18 protein-coding genes and 2 riboswitches are annotated in these 21232 nt (G+C 40.0%); of the genes, 2 read left to right on the forward strand and 16 right to left on the reverse strand.

Annotated features, from left to right (window positions below; translation table 11 throughout):
* Positions 1-11 precede the first annotated feature (11 nt).
* The 13 genes from IJ535_RS09220 to hflX form a co-directional block, all read right to left on the reverse strand.
* Positions 12-1565: a glycoside hydrolase family 43 protein gene (locus tag IJ535_RS09220; protein WP_294301669.1), complete on the reverse strand. Its 1554-nt coding sequence runs from the start codon at positions 1563-1565 to the stop codon at positions 12-14.
* 430 nt (positions 1566-1995) lie between these two features.
* A complete protein-coding gene (locus IJ535_RS09225; protein ID WP_294301672.1) occupies positions 1996-3693 on the reverse strand; it encodes an SGNH/GDSL hydrolase family protein in 1698 nt (565 codons plus the stop codon).
* Positions 3694-3739: 46 nt separating this feature from the next.
* Positions 3740-5881 (reverse strand): glycoside hydrolase family 3 C-terminal domain-containing protein, encoded by a 2142-nt coding sequence (locus IJ535_RS09230; protein WP_294301675.1) that lies wholly within the window; start codon positions 5879-5881, stop codon positions 3740-3742.
* On the reverse strand, positions 5853-6506 hold the full coding sequence (locus IJ535_RS09235; protein WP_294301676.1) for a YesL family protein: 654 nt from the start codon (positions 6504-6506) through the stop codon (positions 5853-5855). Before IJ535_RS09235 ends, IJ535_RS09230 begins: the two co-directional genes overlap by 29 nt.
* 238 nt (positions 6507-6744) lie before the next feature.
* Entirely contained in the window at positions 6745-8415 is a 1671-nt protein-coding gene (locus IJ535_RS09240; protein WP_294301682.1) for an extracellular solute-binding protein, read from the reverse strand.
* Positions 8416-8586: 171 nt separating this feature from the next.
* Entirely contained in the window at positions 8587-9555 is a 969-nt protein-coding gene (locus IJ535_RS09245) for a carbohydrate ABC transporter permease (protein ID WP_294301683.1), read from the reverse strand.
* A 10-nt stretch (positions 9556-9565) separates the two neighbouring features.
* Positions 9566-10522, reverse strand: coding sequence for an ABC transporter permease (locus IJ535_RS09250; protein WP_294301685.1), 957 nt, complete (start codon positions 10520-10522; stop codon positions 9566-9568).
* Positions 10523-10660: 138 nt separating this feature from the next.
* Positions 10661-11341 carry a GntR family transcriptional regulator gene (locus IJ535_RS09255; RefSeq protein WP_294295132.1) on the reverse strand — a complete coding sequence of 227 codons (681 nt, stop codon included), beginning with the start codon at positions 11339-11341 and terminating at the stop codon, positions 10661-10663.
* 148 nt (positions 11342-11489) lie between these two features.
* A complete protein-coding gene (locus tag IJ535_RS09260; RefSeq protein ID WP_294301688.1) occupies positions 11490-12119 on the reverse strand; it encodes an ECF transporter S component in 630 nt (209 codons plus the stop codon).
* 112 nt (positions 12120-12231) lie between these two features.
* Positions 12232-12361: riboswitch (FMN riboswitch) on the reverse strand.
* 216 nt (positions 12362-12577) lie between these two features.
* Positions 12578-13309 carry a translation initiation factor 2 gene (locus IJ535_RS09265; RefSeq protein ID WP_294301691.1) on the reverse strand — a complete coding sequence of 244 codons (732 nt, stop codon included), beginning with the start codon at positions 13307-13309 and terminating at the stop codon, positions 12578-12580.
* 5 nt (positions 13310-13314) lie between these two features.
* Complete coding sequence (locus IJ535_RS09270; protein ID WP_294301693.1) at positions 13315-13755, reverse strand: DUF4869 domain-containing protein; 441 nt, start codon at positions 13753-13755, stop codon at positions 13315-13317.
* A gap of 109 nt (positions 13756-13864) precedes the next feature.
* Positions 13865-15484, reverse strand: coding sequence for a Na/Pi cotransporter family protein (locus IJ535_RS09275; protein ID WP_294301695.1), 1620 nt, complete (start codon positions 15482-15484; stop codon positions 13865-13867).
* A gap of 141 nt (positions 15485-15625) precedes the next feature.
* Positions 15626-16858: a GTPase HflX gene (hflX, locus tag IJ535_RS09280; RefSeq protein WP_294301697.1), complete on the reverse strand. Its 1233-nt coding sequence runs from the start codon at positions 16856-16858 to the stop codon at positions 15626-15628.
* Positions 16859-16970: 112 nt separating this feature from the next.
* A riboswitch (TPP riboswitch) is annotated at positions 16971-17069 on the forward strand.
* Between the two features lie 27 nt (positions 17070-17096).
* Here hflX and thiT point away from each other — a divergent pair.
* A complete protein-coding gene (thiT, locus tag IJ535_RS09285; protein WP_294301699.1) occupies positions 17097-17663 on the forward strand; it encodes an energy-coupled thiamine transporter ThiT in 567 nt (188 codons plus the stop codon).
* 120 nt (positions 17664-17783) lie between these two features.
* On the opposite strand, the gene IJ535_RS09290 is transcribed toward thiT, so the two are convergent.
* From IJ535_RS09290 to ispE, 3 genes are read right to left on the reverse strand one after another with little or no spacing between them, the layout of a single operon-like run.
* Complete coding sequence (locus IJ535_RS09290; protein ID WP_294301701.1) at positions 17784-18191, reverse strand: DUF1934 domain-containing protein; 408 nt, start codon at positions 18189-18191, stop codon at positions 17784-17786.
* 4 nt (positions 18192-18195) lie between these two features.
* Positions 18196-18870, reverse strand: coding sequence for a GntR family transcriptional regulator (locus tag IJ535_RS09295; protein ID WP_294301703.1), 675 nt, complete (start codon positions 18868-18870; stop codon positions 18196-18198).
* 25 nt (positions 18871-18895) lie between these two features.
* Positions 18896-19771, reverse strand: a complete 876-nt coding sequence (gene ispE, locus IJ535_RS09300; protein WP_294301705.1) for a 4-(cytidine 5'-diphospho)-2-C-methyl-D-erythritol kinase — start codon at positions 19769-19771, stop codon at positions 18896-18898.
* Between the two features lie 231 nt (positions 19772-20002).
* On the opposite strand from ispE, the gene IJ535_RS09305 reads away from it, so the two are divergent.
* Complete coding sequence (locus IJ535_RS09305) at positions 20003-20761, forward strand: hypothetical protein (protein ID WP_294301708.1); 759 nt, start codon at positions 20003-20005, stop codon at positions 20759-20761.
* The last annotated feature ends 471 nt before the right edge of the window (positions 20762-21232 follow it).

The raw sequence follows: 21232 nt of genomic DNA on the forward strand, positions 1-21232 counted from the left end.
CCCCAATACCTTTACTCTAATTCTGTAACACTAAGCCAAGAGAAGTCACAATTGTTGTTGCTCTCTTCGCCGTTAGATGAAGTGTACATTCCCACTGTACAGCCAACAAATCCGCCTGCCTCTTCAGTTGTATATGGAATCAAATCCACATCATCCTTTACTAGTATATAATTATTGCCGCGGATTAGCCATACACTAGCTGACTGATTTTTTGCTTTTATTTCAATTTCTGCTGATGGGTTGTGTAATAATGTTGAAGCAATAACCTTTTCCTCTCCCTTAATTACTGTTCTAACCTGAAGTGCAAGGGCTCCATTCTTCTTTACAATCTCTGCTACCAAATGATTAGCGTGATTCTGGAACAATACCAAACCACCGCATTCATTTTCATTAGCAGGATTAAATTCAACCCTAGTATTAACCTTAAATGAATAATCCTTTTGACGCAAGCCCAAATATGATGGATAGCATGTATCTTCTATACGCTCTTTTCTAGTATGAAGTCTCATAAAGCCTGGTCGCTCTGTAAGAGAATAAATCTCCTCATTTCGCTTCTCGATTCCAACTAATCTGTCATCAAGCTTGTCTGAATAGAAATGTAATGTATCACTCCAATCATTTTCCTGTGGGAATGGATGCTCCTCAAATGGAACCTCAACATCATCTGTAAGCTTGCCAATACCAGGATTGATTACTGGCCATCCATCTTCCCATTCAACCTTTGCAAGGAATGTCTCACGGCCGATACTGCAGTGCTTCTGACAAGGACGTGATGCAAGCATAACGATATAGTAGTTACCGTTCTTATCATCTACCAAATCACCATGTCCAGCATAGATGATAGGATAATCCTTACCCAGATTTCTATGTGAGAAAATTGGGTTTCTAGGGCAGCCCTCGAACCACTTAAAAAGCTCCTTTGAACGAGCCACTGAAATAGCATGCTCTGGACCTGTACCTCCCTCAGCATGAAGAAGATAATAATAGCCATCCTTCTTGTAAAGATGTGGACCTTCTGGCCAGATAACATCCTTAACTGCGCCCTTCCAGATAGCCATAGACTCACCTGTAAGCTTCATTGTATTTAAATCTAATTCCTGTACCCAAATCTCCCAGTCTCCGTTATATCTTACTCCCTCTGGATTAGGACGTGTGCCAACATAATAGCACTTACCATCATCATCAAAGAAAAGTGATGGGTCGATGCCAGGTGCATCCTCCCCAAGATAATATGGCTTAGACCATGGGCCTGCTGGATCCTTTGCAGTAACGATGAAGTTACCGCCATGGCTCACATTTGTTGTAATCATATAGAATGTGCCATTGTGCTCTCTAATTGTAGGAGCGAAAATTCCTCTTGAAATCTCCCCACTTACTGGAAGCTGCTCCTCGTCATGAAGCACATGACCAATCTGCTCCCAATGAGCCAAATCCTTACTATGAAAAATTGGAACCCCCGGTGCATACACAAAGCTAGAGCAAACAATATAAAAATCGTCGCCTACTCTGCATACACTTGGGTCCGGATAAAATCCCTTCAAAATAGGGTTGTGTGCTGTTGTCATAATCTACCTCTTTCTAATAATCGTTAGTCCGCCTGTTAATGCTCCAAGATGCTCATGCTCCCGTAGGGCACTCGCCATACTTTCGCAAGGGAGGCCGCCGGCGTGGGCACCCACCCTTGCTCGGTATGGTGCCTCCCTACTCGCGCTCACCAACTTTTATTTCCATTAACAGGCTCATTTAAGAACCAGCTAGCAGTACTCAACCTTGGCAAGCGCGAGCAAGATATGACCATCATTTTCCGAATGTAATGAAGGAAAATGTTGGTCTAGTAAGCGGAGCTTACATCGGTGGCCCTCAAAGTTCCTTGCAAAGCAAGGATGCCTTTGAGGACATGCCATGTGGTTAAGGAGGGACCCTTTAGGGAGGTTCCCTTGACCGCAATGGGAGATGGCTTGCGGGAGCACGGAACACTCGGGGCTGCTAGCGTAACTATTTAACTACCCCAAATCCTAGGATAGTGAATTTGTTGCGGGTGGTGTCCTGGTCCACGTGGATTTCTACGTGGTGGGTGCCGGTGGTTTGCTCATCGATGAGGATGAGTGGGTTGCAGTGGCACCAGCGGTTTACGTATGGGTCAAGGTCACGGATGAATTGGCCGTCTACGTAGGCTTTGGCGGTGGCTGCGTCTACTTCGCCGGAATCCTTCATGATGACTACAAGGGCCTTGCAGTCTATGTCCATGGCAAATACGTTGTTGTGGGACTTGCTGCCATCGTACATCCAGTTGTATGGGAACTCTGGTGTAAGATGAAGGTCCATGTTCATTTCTACTGACTGAAGGACTGTGTCTGTTTCTGTGAAACCGCTAGCATCGATTGTAGCTGCATCAGTGTTGTCCTTCTTGTCGAGAAGGAATACATTGTCGAAGGTGTTTCCAATGGCTGGTGCATCGGATAGCCTTGGGTCGTATGATGCATCGGCACCCTTTTGGATAGCTTCCTTCATAATGTTGATTAGGCAGTCTGCCATGATTGTGTGTCCCAGATTTGTAGGATGGAACATATCGTAAAAGTACTGATGCTTTGTAAGGATACGGTTATCTCTGTCATAGAACTGTGGAGTTACTGCATCCTTTACGCTGGCCATGCCAAGGTCATATCTAAATCCAACAGGTGATAATCTATCCTGTAGGTTATAATCGTCTGCAAATACAGAGAACATAAGAAGTACCGCTGGATTGCTTGGTAGGCTAAGAGCACGTCTTACTAAGCTTTCGTAGCAGTCACCCTTTGTCTCGTCACCTTCGTCGTTTACGGCAAATTCTACTACAAGAATGTCTGGCATCACCTTGCCATAGCACAGTACATCTCTTTCAAAGCGACACATGCCAAGCTCTGAAGGTGTACCACCTACGCCTGCCTTAAGATAGTGGATGTTGTCGCCATCACCCATAAGCTTCTTGAAGCCTAGGAATGACTTATAAGCATAGCATTCTGTGTTGATTGGTGTAGCACCTGCGCCCTGTGTAATAGAGCCACCGATATAGCAGATGTTTACATCCTCTCCTCTTTTTGCCTTTTCAACCACATCAAGGATGCGCTTTGTGTTTCCAAGGTTTACTAAGGAGCGGTCAATCATTTCCTTGTATTCTTTGGAATTTGTATCTACTGGCTTTTCCTCAAGCTGAGGTGGTGCTGTATATCCATCATTTAAAAAGAATCTTACAGAAAGATATGCCTTCTCCTCTGGGGCATCTGTATGAATTCTAATCTGGCCTGGCACATCGTCATCATCTGTCCAGTCTATATCACTCATGTAGATTCTTTCTTCTTTAGAATTCGTATTTACGGTAGCCTTTAGGTTGGCTCCACCGCCGTACAAATCCTTCTTTCCATACATCTGGAAAACAAATTCTGCTGTCTTATCCTTGTCTTCCATCTCAATTGAAACACCTACGGAATGTACAAGCTTTCTAAAGCCTTCCACTGTTTCCATAAGCTTAAGTGTAGCCTCATCAGTTACGTTTCCTGTGAAGGATGCGCTGCTGATTAAACGTCCGTCGCTTTGGTAAAGGTATGAAACACCTTTGCCGTTTTCATCTTCTGCTGTGAAGATTTCTTTGTCTTTTATTACGTAAAAATATGGCCTATCCTTTTCTGGATCCGTAGGCGCTTTAACTATTTCCATTACATTATCCTCCTTAAAAGGCTTCTCCATTTTAGGGGGAAGGCTTTTAGTATTCTACTTCAGTTACGTTTCCTTCTAGTTCTATATTAAAGAGGGCGATTTTGTTGCCTGTGAGTTCCTCAGTTCTTGCGTCTGGCTGTGCACCGCCGATTGATACTGTAAAGGTACCTGGCTCCACAATGCATCTTCCCTTTTCATCGATGATTGCAAAATCTCGGGCTGAAAGCTCTATTTCAACCTTCTTTGTCTCGCCTGCTGCAAGCTCTACCTTCTTAATCTTTCTAAGAGAACGAATTGGTACTCTTATGCTTGCCTCAACATCTTTTACATATACCTGCACAGTTTCAATCTGGCTCATATCACCAGCGTTTGTGATATCACAAGTAAGCTTAAATGTATCGCCGATGTTGCCCTTAGCCTTGTCTACTGTTGCATTTTCGTATTTTACCTTTGAGTAGCTTAAACCGTATCCAAATGGATAAAGTGGTGTGCCCCTGAAATATCTGTAGGTTCTATTATCCATTGAATAATCTTCAAAGGCAGGTAAATCCTTATCTGATGCATAGAAAGTAAGTGGTAATTTACCGCTTGGGCTTTCTTCGCCAAATAATACCTGAGCGATAGCCTTTCCGCCTCTGGCTCCTGGATACCAGCAATGCATTATGGCATTTACGTTATCCTGTGCCCAAGACAAATCAAGTGCTGAACCTGCAAGAATTAAAAGTACAACTGGCTTTCCGATTGCTGTAATCTTCTCTAAAAGCTCCTGCTGCAAGCCTGGAAGCTTTAATCCCTTCTTATCTCCACTACCGAATTCGTTTCCAGCATCCCCTTCCTCGCCTTCGATTGTTGCATCAAGACCCAGGCACATAACTACTAAATCAGAATGCTCTGCAACTGCCATGGCCTCAGCAAATGTATCTCTTGCCTCTGAAAGTACGTGGGTTCTGTCCTTCCAAAGTGGAGTTCCGTCAGAATGGAAGATTCTAACATCATCCCCAACATATCTTTGAATTCCTTCAAGAACTGTGATGTATTCTGAAGACATTCCCTCGTAGTTTCCAACTAATGCTGCACGTGAGTTAGCGTTTGGTCCAATAACACCAATAGTCTTATGCTCGCCCTTCTTAAGTGGAAGGATTCCATCATTCTTAAGAAGCACAAGGCTCTTTCTTGCTGCTGCAAGGGCTAAGTCAACGTGTTCCTTGCACTCTACTACCTCGTATGGGATTTCATCATACTTTGTTGTCTGACCCTCAAGTGTGCCAAGACGAAGTCTGATTTCCATAAGTCTTACTACTGATTCATCAATAGTTTCTTCTGTAACAAGGCCTGCCTTGTAAGCGTAAAGAAGCTTCTCGTATACACATCCACAGTTCAAATCGCAGCCGTTATTAACAGCCAAAGCTGCTGATTCCACTTCACAGCCTGTTACCTTGTGATTTTCGTGGAAATCTCTGATTGCCCAGCAATCTGAAACTACATGGCCTTCAAAGCCCCAGTCACCACGTAAAATATCCTTTAATAATCTCTTGCTTCCGCAGGCTGGCTCGCCGTTTACTCTGTTGTAAGCGCCCATGACAGCCTCTACCTTTGCATCCTTTACAAGACGCTTGAAAGCATACAGATATGTATCATACAAATCCTGGTCATTTACCCTAGCATCAAAATGATGTCTGTCTGCCTCTGGACCAGAGTGAACTGCAAAATGCTTTGCACAGGCCGCTGCCTTTGGATGATCAAGGTCATCACCCTGCAAGCCTTCTACAAAAGCCATACCAAGCTGACCTGTAAGATATGGGTCTTCGCCGTATGTCTCATGGCCACGTCCCCATCTAGGATCACGGAAGATATTTACGTTAGGTGCCCAATATGTAAGTCCCTTGTAGATATCTCTGTCACCATGCTTTGTAAATTCATTATATTTTGCACGGCCTTCTGTAGATGTAACATCTGCCGCACGTCTAACTAAATCCTCATCAAATGTAGCACCAAGGCCAATTGCCTGTGGGAACATTGTGGAATCTCCAGCTCTGGCAACGCCGTGAAGAGCCTCGTTCCACCAGCAATATTTTGGAATGCCCAGTCTGTCAATAGCCTCGGCGTGATGTAACATTTGAGAGCATTTTTCCTCAATTGTCATCTTTGAAACAAGCTCCTTAGCTTGCTTGAGTGTTTCCTGATTCATTAACTTCTTCTCCTTTTTTAGTAATCATTTCTAACTGTTTATTAAATTCTTTACTGATATAGTAAAGTGATACTGTCGTTGCAAGAATCCAGATTAATAACCCCCACTGAATGTACCAGGCGCATATTATATATGGAAGGAATGTTACAATAAAAATAAGTACCATCCTAGGGAAATTAAGCATCGCCATTACTGCAGAGGCTTTTACTAATTCCTTGGACTTAACATCATATCGCGCCATAAATGGGAACATGCAATAGGTAATGGACCACGCCAGAAATGTAAGTACCCCAAGGGCTGCCTTTAAGATAAATGGCATTCCCATAGCCATTCCATAAAGTACATTGTACCAGTCAAAAGCTAATATCGCATATACGATAAGAAACAATTGCCACACACCTGTAATCTGCTTAAAATTCTCCCTAAAGGATTTAAAATAAGCCTTCACTGCACTCGGCTCCTCGCCTCTTACTATCTTCATTGATACATAATATTTAGCTGTAAATGCCGCACCTATGGTAAAAATAGGGATTGAACAAAGAAGACACAGCAGATTTATTACTATGTAATCTGCCACCTTGCCTAAAAACTCCATTACTTCACTATCTGGGTTGAAAATTTCCATTACAACATTACCTCCGAATACAATCTTGGAATGTTATAATTCTAAAAAAAATTCCCACTAACATCTACTGACAAATTTTAGATGTTAGTGGGAGAAAATTAAAACTCTACTTTTGAGGTTAAAATGCAGCCAAGGTAAGCTGCATTTTAATCTGCTTCGCAGACAGCAATTTTAAATGAATAAATTCATTCAAAATTACTGCCATTTACGAATAGAGTTTTTTGATAAAAACTCTATTCTATTCCACTGATGTGGAAGAACCATACTTAGCTTCAAACTTTTCTGTTCTCTCATCCATGATTGCCTGTCCACCTGCTGAAAGGTAATCTGAGATACCCTGATCCCAAACCTTGTCGAAATCAGCTGGCTTTGCTGCAAGTGCTGTATCAAATACAACATCTCTCTTAGATGAAAGTGCCTCACCCATACCATTTTCTGCAACAACTTCTGGAACCTTTACGTTCTTTGCAATCTTGTTGTTTGTTGCAGCATAATCAAGTGCCTGCTGTACATCAGCTGGATCACATGATGGGTAGCTGTGTGCCATAGAAAGAAGTGTAAGATCATCATCACCAAGTGAAAGACCGTTACATGTAATTGTGTAATCGATGTTGTTACCTGAGTTCATGATTGGGTCGCCTGTTGCAGCGATGCACTCGATAGCGCCATCGTCAAGTACGTTGTGTGTTACACCTTCATCACCAATCTGTAAGTACTTGATGTGCTCTGGAGCTGAAATCCAGTCAAGGTAAAGAAGTGATGCAAGTGGCTCATCATTTGTTGTAGGGAAGAAGATTTTTCTATCGCCTGCTGTTGAATCTACATACTTAAGTGTCTCGCCCTTTGAGTTTTCGAAGCAATCAACTGCTACATACTTAGCATCATCGCCAACGATTCTCTTAAGGTTAGCCTGGATTGAATCATCTCCACCACGGAAAGGATAATCCCAGTTGTGCTGGAATGCACCAACATAACCAGCCTTCATCATATCATCCTCTGTTGAATCACCAGCTGTGTAAAGTGCGAAATCGTTCCAAAGTAAGCCTTCGTTGTACCACTTATTAAGTGTCTTCATAGCTTCCTTTGTTCCGTTCTGTGTAAGCTTTCTATCATCAAATCCGTTGATGTAGAATTCCTTATCTGTGATATCTGGATCCATCTCTGACTCAATAAGAAGAGCTGCTCTCCAACCTACATCAAATGAAACTGAGAATGGAACCATCTTGTCTGCATCCTTGCCAAGAAGCTCCTTAGCGTTATCACGGAATGCACAAATATCTTCGTAAAACTCTTCCTTTGTCTTTGGCTCTTCAAGACCAAGCTTATCAAGCCAATCTTTTCTCATGAATGTGTTGATACGTCTATTGTTAGCACGCTTTCCTTCGATTGCCCAAAGTGTACCCTTCTCATCATCTAAATCCCAGTAGATGTTTGTATCACCAAGCCAATCGTTAAGGTTTGTAAGCTCTGAACCATACTGATCCATAAGTGGCTTTAAATCTGTAACACCGCCCATGTTAGCGTATGTCTGAATTGTTGGGTATGAGTATGTAAGGCAGATATCTGGCGCTCCGCCTGAAGCAAGAAGGTTGTTGATTTCTTCTGTTTCTGTCCAACGTGGAACTGCAACAAACTCAACCTCTACGTTGTGATCCTCAAGCATACCCTTTTTGATGTACTCTGTGTACATGTTGTCTGTAGGGTCTGTACCGCCATCGTTTCCTCTGTCATAAACCTCAACAGTGATGTGCTTTGTCTCAGAAAACTTTCCATCAACAAGCTCAGATGCGCCTGCAGATTCGCTGCTTTCTTTTGATGTGTCTGCTGACTTTTCGCTAGAGCCACCGCAGCCCACCATTCCTAGTGCCATTGCACCGGCAAGCACTAATGCTACTAATCTTTTTTTCATCATATACCTCCCAAGTATAATTTATTTTGTATATTCCCCTTAATAGGGTTTAAATGCAGCCAAGGTAAGCTGCATTTAAATTTGCTTTCAGCAAACACCAATTTTAAATGAATAAATTCATTCAAAATTGATGCCATTTACGAAATGAGTTTTTTTGATAAAAACTCATTTCTATTCTTTCACAGCACCCAAGGTTACTCCATGGATGAAGTACTTCTGTAAGAATGGATAGATGCAGAGGATTGGAATCGTAGAGAACATTACGATTGCAGCCTTTAAGGATTCTGATAAACCAGGTGTTGAGAATCCTTCCTGTGTGGCAACCTCTACTGAATTCATATTGTTCAAAATGTTATAAAGTAAAAGCTGAAGAGGATAGAAATCCTTATTCTTCATATACATCAACGCATCTGAGTAACCGTTCCATCTACCTACCGCATAAAAGAGGGCAAGTGTTGCTATTACTGGTTTTGACAGCGGTAGGTAGATAGACCAAAGGATACGGAAGAATGATGCGCCATCAATCTCTGCCGATTCTCTTAGGGAATCTGGAATTCCATAGAAGAAGCTTCGCATGATAATCATATTGTAAACACTCATACATCCTGGGATGATAAGTACCAGTGGATTATCAAGAAGATTTAATTCCTTCATAAGTAAGTAGTTAGGAATTGTTCCTGCATTGAAGAACATTGTTATCGTAATTACGATATTGAAAAAAGATCTTCCCTTAAGCTTGTTAAATATAAGTGGATATGCACAAAGCACTGTCATTGTTAAGGAAATGAATGTGCAAATCACTGTTAAAAATACTGTCCAAAAGAATGACTTTACATATTTAGGGTCCCCTAAAACTGTTGAGTAAGCGTCAATATTTAGTCCCTTTGGAAGTAAATAAACCTCTCTTCTTACAAGGAAATCTGTTCCAGAAAGAGAACGTGCTAAAAGGTTAATCATTGGAACCAGGCAGATTAAACTAATGAGTACACAAATGACTACGAATACGATATCTCCTACCTTTGTGCCATCAGATTTAACCATACGGCTTGTTTCCATCTCGTCATCTTTTTCTTTTTTTCTAGAAAGTGCAAAACTTTTCAAACCAAATTTTCCTTTCTTTAAAGCCATCTCGTTTGCCATGTCGCACCTCCTACCATATTCCTCTTTCGCCTAGCTTTCTTGAAAGCCAGTTTGCGAAGAGTAAGAAGAATACACCAACTACTGATTGGAATAAGCCAACTGCAGTTGTAAGTGAGAACTGCAAGCCCTTAATACCGTTTTTGTAAACGAAGGTTGAAATAACCTCGGCATTCTGCATTACTAAGTTGTTCTGTAAAGCGAATGGTCTATCAAATGCTGAACCTAAGATATTTCCAAGTGCCATGATAAGAAGTACTACGATTGTGCTCTTAATTCCTGGCAATGTAATGTGCCACATCTTTCTGAATCGTCCAGCACCATCTACTGATGCTGCCTCATACAATTCAGGTGAAATGCCAGCGATTGCAGCTAAGTAAATAATTGAGTTCCAACCAAAGCTTTGCCATATTCCAAGGAATATATAAGTGCCTACCCATTTGCCAGGGTCGTTTAGGAATGGAACTGCATCTCCACCTAGGTTTGTAATAACCATGTTTACAAGACCATTACCTGGCGCAAAAAGCTGTATTGCCAAACCATAAATGATAACCCATGAAAGGAAGTGTGGCATGTAAGCAATTGTCTGAACTGTCTTCTTAAACCACTTGATGTTCAGCTCGTTTAGAATTAATGCAAATATGATTGGTATCGGAAATCCGATAACTAAATCAAGCAAATTCAAACATACTGTGTTACGTAATGCATTCAAGAAATCCTTATTGTGGAATGCCTGAATAAAATACTGAAAGCCATGATTATCAGCCCATGGCATTTCTCCAACCTTTTGCACAATACTGTATTTTTTGAATGCTATCAGTACATACTTCATTGGGATGTACTTGAAAATCAGCAAATACAGCATCGGTAACAAAAGTAGCGCGTACAGCTGCCAATATCTTTTGATATATGCTTTCCAGTTAAAACTGGTTGTAGATACTGCAGCATTTTTTGTTGCTAATACTTTCATACATATCCTCTCCTTCGAACTAGTATACAAGTATATTAGTTTTCCAGATGGCTTTTGTCCATTATAAAAAAACAACCAAAATGCCATTTGCATTTTGGTTGTTTTACACATATTTATTGTTTTGCCTATTAATTCTTGCTAATTAGTTTCGAAATATTGCGGATATGTCTTTAAAAGCTCCTCCTGATCCACTCTATATCGGTCTAAATGCTTTTCAACTATCTCTTTAGCCTTAGTTTTATCCTTGTCCTTGATAGCATTAAGCATGATTCCATGGTCTGCCACAATCTTTGTATCCTTCACCGCAAGCATTGATAATGTTCGCACTCTATCAAAATGAATCATAATGGTGCGGCGCATATTGTGGATGGTCTCCTTCTTGGCTGCCACGTAAATCATCCTGTGAAACTCATTATCCAGCTCGAAAATCTTTTTTGTATTATTGCTTTTTAAATAAAATTCCTGTAAAGCTACATTTTCCTCCAGTGCAGCAATATCCTCAGGTGTTGCCAGGTCGCATGCCTCTTCTATAACGGCTATATCTAAAACCTTGCGAAGGAACACTGCTTCCTCCACATACTTAGAATCTATAAGTGATACGTAGCTTCCCCTCTGTGGATATATTGCTATCAACGCAGCCTTATTCAATTCCTGAATAGATTCCCTGACTGGTGTACGGCTAACCCCTAGGAAGCTAGCAATTTCATTTTCACTAATAAGCTGCCCTGGTTCCAAATCTATGGATATAATATTTTCAGTAATCGCCCGCATAGCGTATTCTCTTGCTGTTTCAGAATTATATCTTTCAATCGGTCTCATGAATCATCTCCTGATTTTATATTCGCTTGATGCCTATTTAATACATTTAATACAAACTTGTATACAAGTCAAGAGATTAATTTTCCCTACAAAAAAAATCAGGCCTTATTTAGACCTGATTTTTACTACTCTTACCTTAAATTAATTTTTAATTATTGCCCTTAAGAAGCGGTCTCAGTGGCTGATAAATTAGTATTGTAATAATTGCAGAAATTAATCCCTTTACAAAAGTAAATGGTACGTTAAAAAGTAGCAGGCATTTTGCTATTGAATCAATGTTTGCAAATGGCACTAATGCCTGGTATGCTGCAATAATTACATCCTTTGGCATGAAGTTATAATATACCGGATATACGATAAATAAGTTTGATGGGAAACTAATAATTGCCATAGCAAGTGCTCCAACAATAGCTCCGATAATTGCATTCTTCTTTGTCTTCTTGTGCTGATAGATTAATCCTGCTGGTAGAACAAAAGCAGCTCCAAGAATAAAGTTTGATAGCTCACCTACGCCACCTGTAGTTGTAATTAAAAGGTGTAGCAAATTCTTGATAAGACAAACTATTACTCCACACACTGGACCAAGTGCAAATGTTGCCACAAGTGCTGGAAGCTCTGATAAATCAAGCTTGATAAATGATGGCATGATTGGCACTGCTGTGTCTAAAAACATAAGCACAAAAGCGATAGCTGATAGCATTGCTGTCACTGTCATCTTTCTTACATTTACCCTTGATTTCATTACTGCTCTCCCGTTTGTCATCTGTGTTGAATCCATTAATTCTTCCTCCTAAAAATAAAATATTATTTGTTAGGAATCTTCATTAGATTGTACGCAATCAAAAAGCCCTGAGATTAACTCAGGGCTCAAAAATCAATAAACAAATTGCGCTTATCTTCTTCCATCCAGACTATACTGTCGGTACCAGAATCTCACTGGTTCGGCCCTAAGGCTCGCGGACTATACCGCCGGTCAGGAATTGAAAGCCTTCGCTTTCGCACCTTGCCCTGAAGATTTCCTATTTAATTGAGTATAATATACTACACTTATATTATTAATGCAAGCAGAATATTTAAAGCATATAGTACATTCAAAAAATTGCAAACCCACTATTTGTTCCTAAAGTTCGATGCCAATAATTTTTTCTTTTACACTATTTTGTACTATATTATTCAAATAATAAGAATTTAAATGTGCTTTAGAATATGCTTTGTGGGTTCCTTTTGTGGCCTCTACTAATATACCTGTAAAAAATCTCTCCCAACTAAAATAGTTTTCACTATATTTTTCTTATGCTGTAATAATTTTGACAATCTTCCAATCTCTGTACCAAAGGCCGCACCATCAGCAATGATAAGACAACTATCTTCTATATCACTAACAATATCAAATATTTTAGATTTACCATTGGCACTAATCACTTCCTTGTTAGGACAAACATTATGCCAAAATTCATATCCTGAATTAGAATCCTCACAAACTATTGTTGCCGGAGATTTCGATTTTCTCACATCATAATCACCATATATGTGATAGAACTCATTGTATACTTGTTTTATTGATCCATATTTACCTGAAGTTCTAATTCCATATATTTCTTCTACACTGTATGGAAGATTTGGCAAACCTTCTCTAGAGACAATAACATAATAATTTGTCGAATTCTTTACCAAACTAGCAAACTCATCTGATAACACAAATGAATTTCCCTCATCAATAAAGATAATCCTATTCTCAACTCCTATGAGAGATGTTTTCCAATCTCGTCCGCCTACTACAGCACACTCAACATCACAAGTTAATTCAATACCACTATCTGATCCTAACTCATAATAATCATTAATCAATTCCAAAAGAGTAGTCTTTCCAGTAGCGCTATCTCCCTGTAAAACAGTGATATTCCTTCTAATCTCAAAATCATAACGAACAGTTGCATTCTTTACAATAATCCTATAAGTTCCCTTCATCGCAGTTACCTCACGTACTTTCCTGCAACTGGAACCAGTTCAGCCATTGAATGCACTATAAGATTCTCGTTTAAAATATTTATTTCAAAGATACCATCACCGAAATCCATTATATGCCTAAGGTTTACAGTGACATCTTTTTCTTTTCCCATTTGAAGCAACCATTTAGCACAATTATCGCCACAAGCTGATGCATTGAAAACCCTATCTGGTGTTTGATCTATTGCGATTAAAGTCTTCACTCCACCCGATAATTCTCTAGGGCTAATTCCTCCCAAAACAGGACTATCAATTACCCTGGCATCAATTACATTGGATTTATCTACGTCCTTAATCATCTCCTTAGACCTGGCATTCAAAATCCATTCATCAGTATAACTATTTTTAAAATAAACAGGTGGATTGTATATTGCTTCATCCATGTTTCCAAAATATATGTTTAGCATCTTTCACCCTTCAATCCTTTAATTACCTTAAAGTATAGCATTCTTATACGCTATATAGCAATGTATATAGAAAAAACTCCGACTTTCATCGGAGTTTCGTAAGTTATATTTATGCGTGTTCCTTAAGTGCATACGCTATGTTGATTGCGTGGTCGGCGCATCGTTCTAAGTCAGTAACCATATCTGAGAAGATAACGCCTGCGATTGGTTCGCATTTGTTTTCCATAAGACGCTCTACGTGATGATTGATAAGCTGCTTCTCCTGCTTATCTACCTTCTTTTCAAGCTTTTCGATAACATCCAGGTTTTCATAATTCTCAGAAGTAAAGATATCAATTGCAAGCTCAACCTCTTCCATGGAATTGTCCGCCATTTCCTTAAGCTCTTTGGCAGCCTTCTTTGAAAGCTTTGTCTTTTTGTTCTTCATACGGGTAGCGTATTCAATGATGTTTTCCGCATGGTCTGAGATACGCTCCATATCTGTAACAGCAATAGTGATTGCAGATATACGTCTAAGCATTGCTGGTGTAAGGTTAAGAGCCTGTAGCTTAACCATAGCATCCTGGATGGAATGATTGAGGATGTTAACTGTCTCCTCACGCTGCTCCACATCCTCCACCTTTTCTGGGGAGTAATCAAAGAAGCAATCAATAGCCTTTTCAAAGTTTTCTGCTGCAATGGCGCCCATTCTGGCTGCCTCAAGCTGTGCCTGATGAATAGCCATGTTAGGTGGCACATTGTTAACCTGTGTCATGAATACAAGCTGTCTGTCCTCGGCTGCCCTTGTCTCATCAGGAAGTTCTGGAATAAACATATATGTAAGCTTGATAATATAATCTGTAAATGGGAATATGATAAGCACTGCAATAATAGCAAATATTGTATGTGTGTTAGCTATCTGTCTGGCTGGATCAGTTGATGTAGACTGAATCCATGACAGAAGCGGTGTGATATTAATTACCACCACAATAACTGCTGCTCTGATAACATTGAACAAAAGGTTAAGTATAGCTGAGCGCTTACCATTTCTGTTAGCTGTAAGTGAAGCCAAAAGATTTGGTGTAACAGAACCTATGGCTGCACCAATTACCAAATAAACTGCTACATTATAATCTAAGATTCCCTGAGCAACGAACGCCTGGAAGATAACTGTTGATGATGATGAACTCTGTAATAATGCTGTAAATGCAATACCAAAGATAAGTGCAACAAATGGATTAGTAAGGCCTGCCAAGAAATTCTTAAATACCACTGACTGAGCAAGTGGTGCAATAGCTGCCTTCATAATAGTGATACCCTGGAACAGCATACCAAAGCCCATAAAGAATGAGCCCAAATGCTTCACTATATCCTTTTTCATAAAAAGATACATAACAGCACCAATAAACAAAATAAATGGTGTGAATGTAGCAATATTAAAAGCTGTAATCTGTGCTGTGATAGTAGTACCGATATTGGCACCTAAGATAACTCCGATAGCCTGTGCTAATGTCATCATGCCTGAGTTTACAAAACCGATAACCATAACATCTGTGGCTGAAGAGCTCTGAACAAGGACTGTCATAAGAAGTCCAACGAATACAGCTACTGCCTTGTTAGTAGTAGCCTTCTCTAAGATAACCTGTAGATTGTCACCGCAACTATTCTTAAGACCTGTGGACATGATTGACATTCCAAATAGAAATAGTCCCACTCCACCTAGTAGCGATAGAATTTGTGCAATTGTCATTTCATTCTCCTTTTACTACCGTACTTTTCCTTCGCGAAAAGTAAAAACCTAAATCCTTCTCTTTTAGTCCTTAGATATCATACCATGTTAAACGCTCATTGTCTAAGTATTTTGTATAATCACGATAAACTTTTGGTAAAACTAAATATATGCCTTTATAAAAATACCATCTTCCCGGTATTCTTCTGAAATAAGCTCTCCGTTTTCTCTTATTTTTGCAATACTTCCTGCTTCTGTGTATGGCACTAGCTTTTCGATATATTCCTTGTTGCCACGCATCATAGTAGCAAGGATTTCCCGAACCTTATCTAAGCCTTTGCCTGTTTTGATAGATGTATGAACTGTGTAATCAGCCCGTAAATCGTGATAGTCCAGCTCATCTGCCACCTTATCCACCTTGTTAAATATAGTAAGGATAGGTTTTCCACTGACGCCCAGCTTATCTAAGGTTTCATACACAATTTCCATCTGTCTATCCATCTGTGGATTGCTTACATCCACCACATGGATGATGTAATCCGCATATTTTGCTTCCTCTAATGTACTCTTGAATGCGTCAACAAGATGATGAGGAAGCTTTCTGATAAAACCTACTGTATCGGTAAGAAGAATCTTTTGGTCGTTATCTAATAATAGCTCTCTGGTGGTAGGGTCAAGTGTAGCAAATAGCGCATCCCACTCCAGGATATCTGCATCTGTAAGCTTATTAAGGAGTGATGATTTACCTGCATTGGTGTAGCCAACAATAGCTGCTACCGGCACGCCATTCTTCTGTCTGCGGCTACGGGTAAGCTCACGATGATTTACCACATCGTTTAATTCCTTTTTGAGCTGGGAAATGCGGCCTGCAATCAGACGCTTATCCATCTCAAGCTTCTTTTCACCAGGACCACGGGTTCCAATGGCTCCACCGCCACCTGCTGCAGTACCACCCACACGGGACATGTTCTTACCAAAGCCAGTAAGGCGTGTCATCTCATATCTAAGCTGAGCAAGCTCTACCTGAATCTTACCTTCCGCTGTGCCTGCTCTTGCTGCAAAAATATCCAGGATAATAAGTGTTCTATCCATAACTTTAGTATCCAGTGCATCTGCCAGATTACGCATCTGAGCAGGGGTAAGCTCGTCATCACATACGATTCCTGTTGCTTCCTTCTCCCAGATTAAATCTGCTATTTCATCTACCTTGCCAGTGCCTACATAGGTGCCAGGATTGCGACGCTCTAAGTTCTGCATCACCTCACCTACTACCTCTGCCCCGGCAGTCTTGCACAAATCTGCCAGCTCCTTAAGGGAATCCTTGGCTTCTGCCTCGTCTCCTTCGTTCACTGATACAAGAATTACTTTTTCTATAATCTTATCTGTATTTACCATATATATTCCTTTATATTAACTATTCAAATGCTTTGCAGTAAATGCAACATTCATCTACAATATAACATATTGACGAGGGCTTTTTATAGTGGTATTTTAAATAAGAAATAAATAATGATGCTAGGGGCGCATTTGCTGAGAGGTGGAATAACACCGACCCTTATCACTTGAACTGGATAATACCAGCGTAAGGAAGCTTTTTTGATCTCCTAGCTTATGTATGAAGGGAGATTTTTTTATGATTAATCACATTTCAAACTCAGATGCAAAGGTAAGCTTTTCTGCCAAGAAGCTTGCATTTTGCGCAATGTCTATGGCACTTGCATTTGTGCTTTCAAACATCAAGGTATTTAAGTTCCCAACAGGTGGCTCAATTACATTACTTTCTATGCTTGTAGCCTGCCTGCCAGGATTTTGGTTTGGACCAGTTGTAGGTATCATCACAGGTGTTGCTTATGGATTATTAAATCTTATCGTTGATCCATATATCCTTTTCCCAGCTCAGGTAATTGTAGATTACATCCTTGCTTTTGGTGCACTTGGCTTATCAGGATTTTTCAAGAATGCTAAGCATGGTCTTATCAAGGGCTACATTGTAGCTGTTTTAGGTCGTTATGTATTTGCTGTTATTTCTGGTTGGATTTTCTTTGGCGAATGGGCTTGGGATGGTTGGAATCCATTTGCATACTCACTTGCTTACAATGCAATTTATATCTTCGCTGAAGCTGCTATAACTATTGTGATATTACTACTTCCACCTGTGAAGCAGGTTATGAATAAGCTTAAAGATATGGCTAATGAATAAATAATATTGGGGTTGCCCTCATCCGTCATCTACGGTGGCACCTTGTCTCGCCTCCCGGCTCGGTCGGTGCTAAACAGGCTCCACTGGAGCCTAGCACCCCTATCAAGGGAGAAGGCTTTTTTAGATTGTTACAGTAATTTCCATTAGGGTGCGGATGGCATCCCTTGTGGCGATGTCGTAGTCTAGCATGATTTCAATGGTATCCTTTTTATCATGGATGGATAGACCTCTGGTGTAGACTGGCACTGTCATATTGCCCATAGGGGTCTGATACAGGTTGTCAGTTTTCTTACCAGGGATGAATTCAAGCTTGGACTTTAATCCTCCCTGCTGGCTTAAGGTCATCTTGCCCGCCCCATAGCTTAGGAGACAATCAATGTCTCCATCTTCTGTATGGCGCTTGTATGATATATATTTCTTGTTGCCTCTATCAAGATAGGTTCCTGCATATACCTCTGTGGTAGTTTCTGTTTCACTTCCCATCTTTTGTCTAGAGACAACCTTTATTTCACATTTAATTCCTGTCATTATATTACTTTTGCTCTCTAATTACTTCTCGCACAGCATTTATCTGATTTGCTAAATGGATGTGCATTATTTCCTTTAGGTAATCTACGTCTCTTTTGTCGAAACCATCAATAATCTGCTTATGCTCAGAAATAAGCTGTGCATAAACTGTAGGATTCTTAACGTATTCGTAGCGATAACGATACATCTGCTCTCTGGCAGAATTAATAATATTCTCAAGCTTTGGATTGGCAGCTGCTGCATAGATAACATCATGGAAGGCTTCGTCTGTCTCAACGATTCTTCTAACGTCATCTGTACTTGTAGCTTCCTCAAAAGCCTTCATAGCTTCTTTTAACTCCACAAACTGTGTATCTGTCATGCGCTTGCAGGCACATACAACAGCCAATGCATCAAGTGCATCTCGCACCTCTAGTACATCCTGCAAGTCCTTTTCAGTCATCTTGGCAACCTGGGCGCCCTTACGTGGAATAGTAACTGCAAGCCCCTCATGCTCAAGCATTCTGATTGCCTCTCTAATAGGTGTACGGCTTACCCCAAGCTTTGTTGCCAGGTGCATTTCCATTAATCTCTCTCCTGGCTTAAGTTCCCCCTTTAAGATAGCCTCACGAAGGGTGTTAAACACCACGTCGCGAAGTGGTAAATAATCATCCATTTGTAGTGTAAGGTTTTCTGTCATTTTAGTATTTATCTCCTTCTCGTAATTAATTCTTATTGTTATAAATAGTGGTAAGGTAAAGCTGCTTTACCATGCCTGATTTAGTAAGAGCATCCTTTGCTGCCCTTGCCTTTTTATTGTCATCAAAAAAGCCAAATACTGTTGGCCCGCTACCACTCATCATAGCCCCCACTGCGCCATTTTCCATCATGTTAGCCTTAATATCAGCAATAACAGGATGAAGTGGAATAGTTACATCCTCAAGGACATTTCCCATGTGTCCGCAAAGTGCCTTTAAATCACCTGCCTTGATATCAGATATAAGAGCATCTATATCAGGATGCTTAACTGAATCAAAGCATGAATCAAGTGCTGTATACACCTGCTTAGTAGAAACAGCAATGCCTGGCTTTGCTATAAGTACCGGGCATTTAATCATAGGTGGAAGTGGTGATAGCACCTCTCCGATTCCCTCTGCAAGTGCAGTTCCTCGCATAATGCAATATGGAACATCTGCACCTATCTTAACTCCTCTTTCCATTAAATCCTTTTGACTTAACTTTAGATTAAAAAGCTTGTTAACACCAAATAAAACTGCTGCTGCATCTGTGGAACCGCCTGCCATACCAGCTGCCACTGGAATGTGCTTTTCCAAATCGATATGCACACCTTCCTTGATGCCAAACTCTTCTATCAACAGCCTGGCTGCCTTAATACAAAGGTTATCACCATCTACTGGAAGAAACTTAAGATTGGTAGACATGGTAATCTTATCATCTGAAGATTTCTTAATAGTAAGCTTATCAAACAGATTGACTGTCTGCATAATCATTCTTACTTCATGATATCCATCATCCCTGATACCTGTAACATCAAGCCCTATATTAATCTTAGCAAGGGCTTTAAGCGAAATACTATCCATAAAACAATTGCTCCAAAATAAATTGTACAGGCTTGCACATTGTACAAGCTTGTTCTTTGTATTCAATCTTTATAAATTTTAACAAAGAACACACATATTGGCAAGGATTTTGTATTAAAATAAATACAATCTAATTGTAAATATTTATCAATAAGCATCCGATAAAAAGAATAGGAAAAGGATTTCCGTCTGGTTTGTTGTATTAAGCCACGTTAACAAGGAGGTTAAACTATGGAATTAAGCACACTCTCTAGCGTATCTTCTAATATAGCTGCGACCTACACCAAGACAACTAATGCCGATGGTTCGGTTACAGAATCGTTAGAACTTAACGCTTCTAAACAAGAAATCAATGCATCAAAGTTTTCTGATGAGGCAGCTGTTTACGAAAAATCATCAGATGACAAAGCCCTTACTACAGACAATTACAAAAAGAGCGACCGCACTGCTTTAATCCAGCAGCTGAAGGCTGACCAGGAGAAGATGATGAACAATCTTCTTGATATTGTTATGAAAACAATTAGCGGGCAGGGAAGCACATTTGCTATAGCAACTCAGGACGATATGTGGAAGTTCCTAGCTGAAGGCAAATTTGAGGCAGATCCAGAAACTATTGCAAAGGCTAAGGAAGATATTTCTGAGGATGGTTATTGGGGCGTTAACAAAACATCTGATAGAATTGTAGATTTTGCAATTGCTCTTTCTGGTGGTGATACATCAAAGGCTGATATGCTTTTAGACGCCTTCAAAAAAGGATACGAACAGGCCACAGGCACCTGGGGTAAGGATTTACCTGACATTTCAAAGAAGACCTATGAGGCTGTAGAAGATAAATTTAGTCAGTGGAAGAACGGAACCTACAAACCTGAGAACAACAATAGCTCTGCTGGCACTAATGCAGGTGTTGGTTTCAGTATCCCAGCCGGAACTAATCTAACATACATGGAAAATATATCAACAGTAAGTTCTTCTACAAGAATTGAAACCTAAAACTCTATATAATAATTAGCGGCTAGCCAGATTATCCTGACTAGCCGCTTTATTACTATCTAGTACATTTTTTACTTCTGAGATAGTAGGCATTTTTCATTTTATTACTATCTATGTTCTATTTTTGCTCTCAGGTAGTAGTTCATATCTTTTTCTCTACTACCTATCCTCGATTTTTTCTCTCAGGTAGTAGTTCATATCTTTTTCTCTACTACCTATACTCTATTTTTGCTCTTAGGTAGTAGTTCATATCTTTTTCTCTACTACCTATCCTCGATTTTTTCTCTCAGGTAGTAGTTCATGTCTTTTTCTCTACTATCTATTTCAAATTTTTGCTCTCAGGTAGTAATCCACAGTCAAGTCCATATTTGTGTGTAAATTCATCTTTCAGTTAATATTGTATTCCTCAGGCCACTCTCATTTTTATGAGCTCCTTTTGTATTTTATTGAGGTTATCGTAGTACTCCTGCA

It is taken from the genome of Pseudobutyrivibrio sp., from assembly GCF_017471675.1.
In the GTDB taxonomy this organism is placed as follows: Bacteria; Bacillota; Clostridia; order Lachnospirales; family Lachnospiraceae; genus Pseudobutyrivibrio.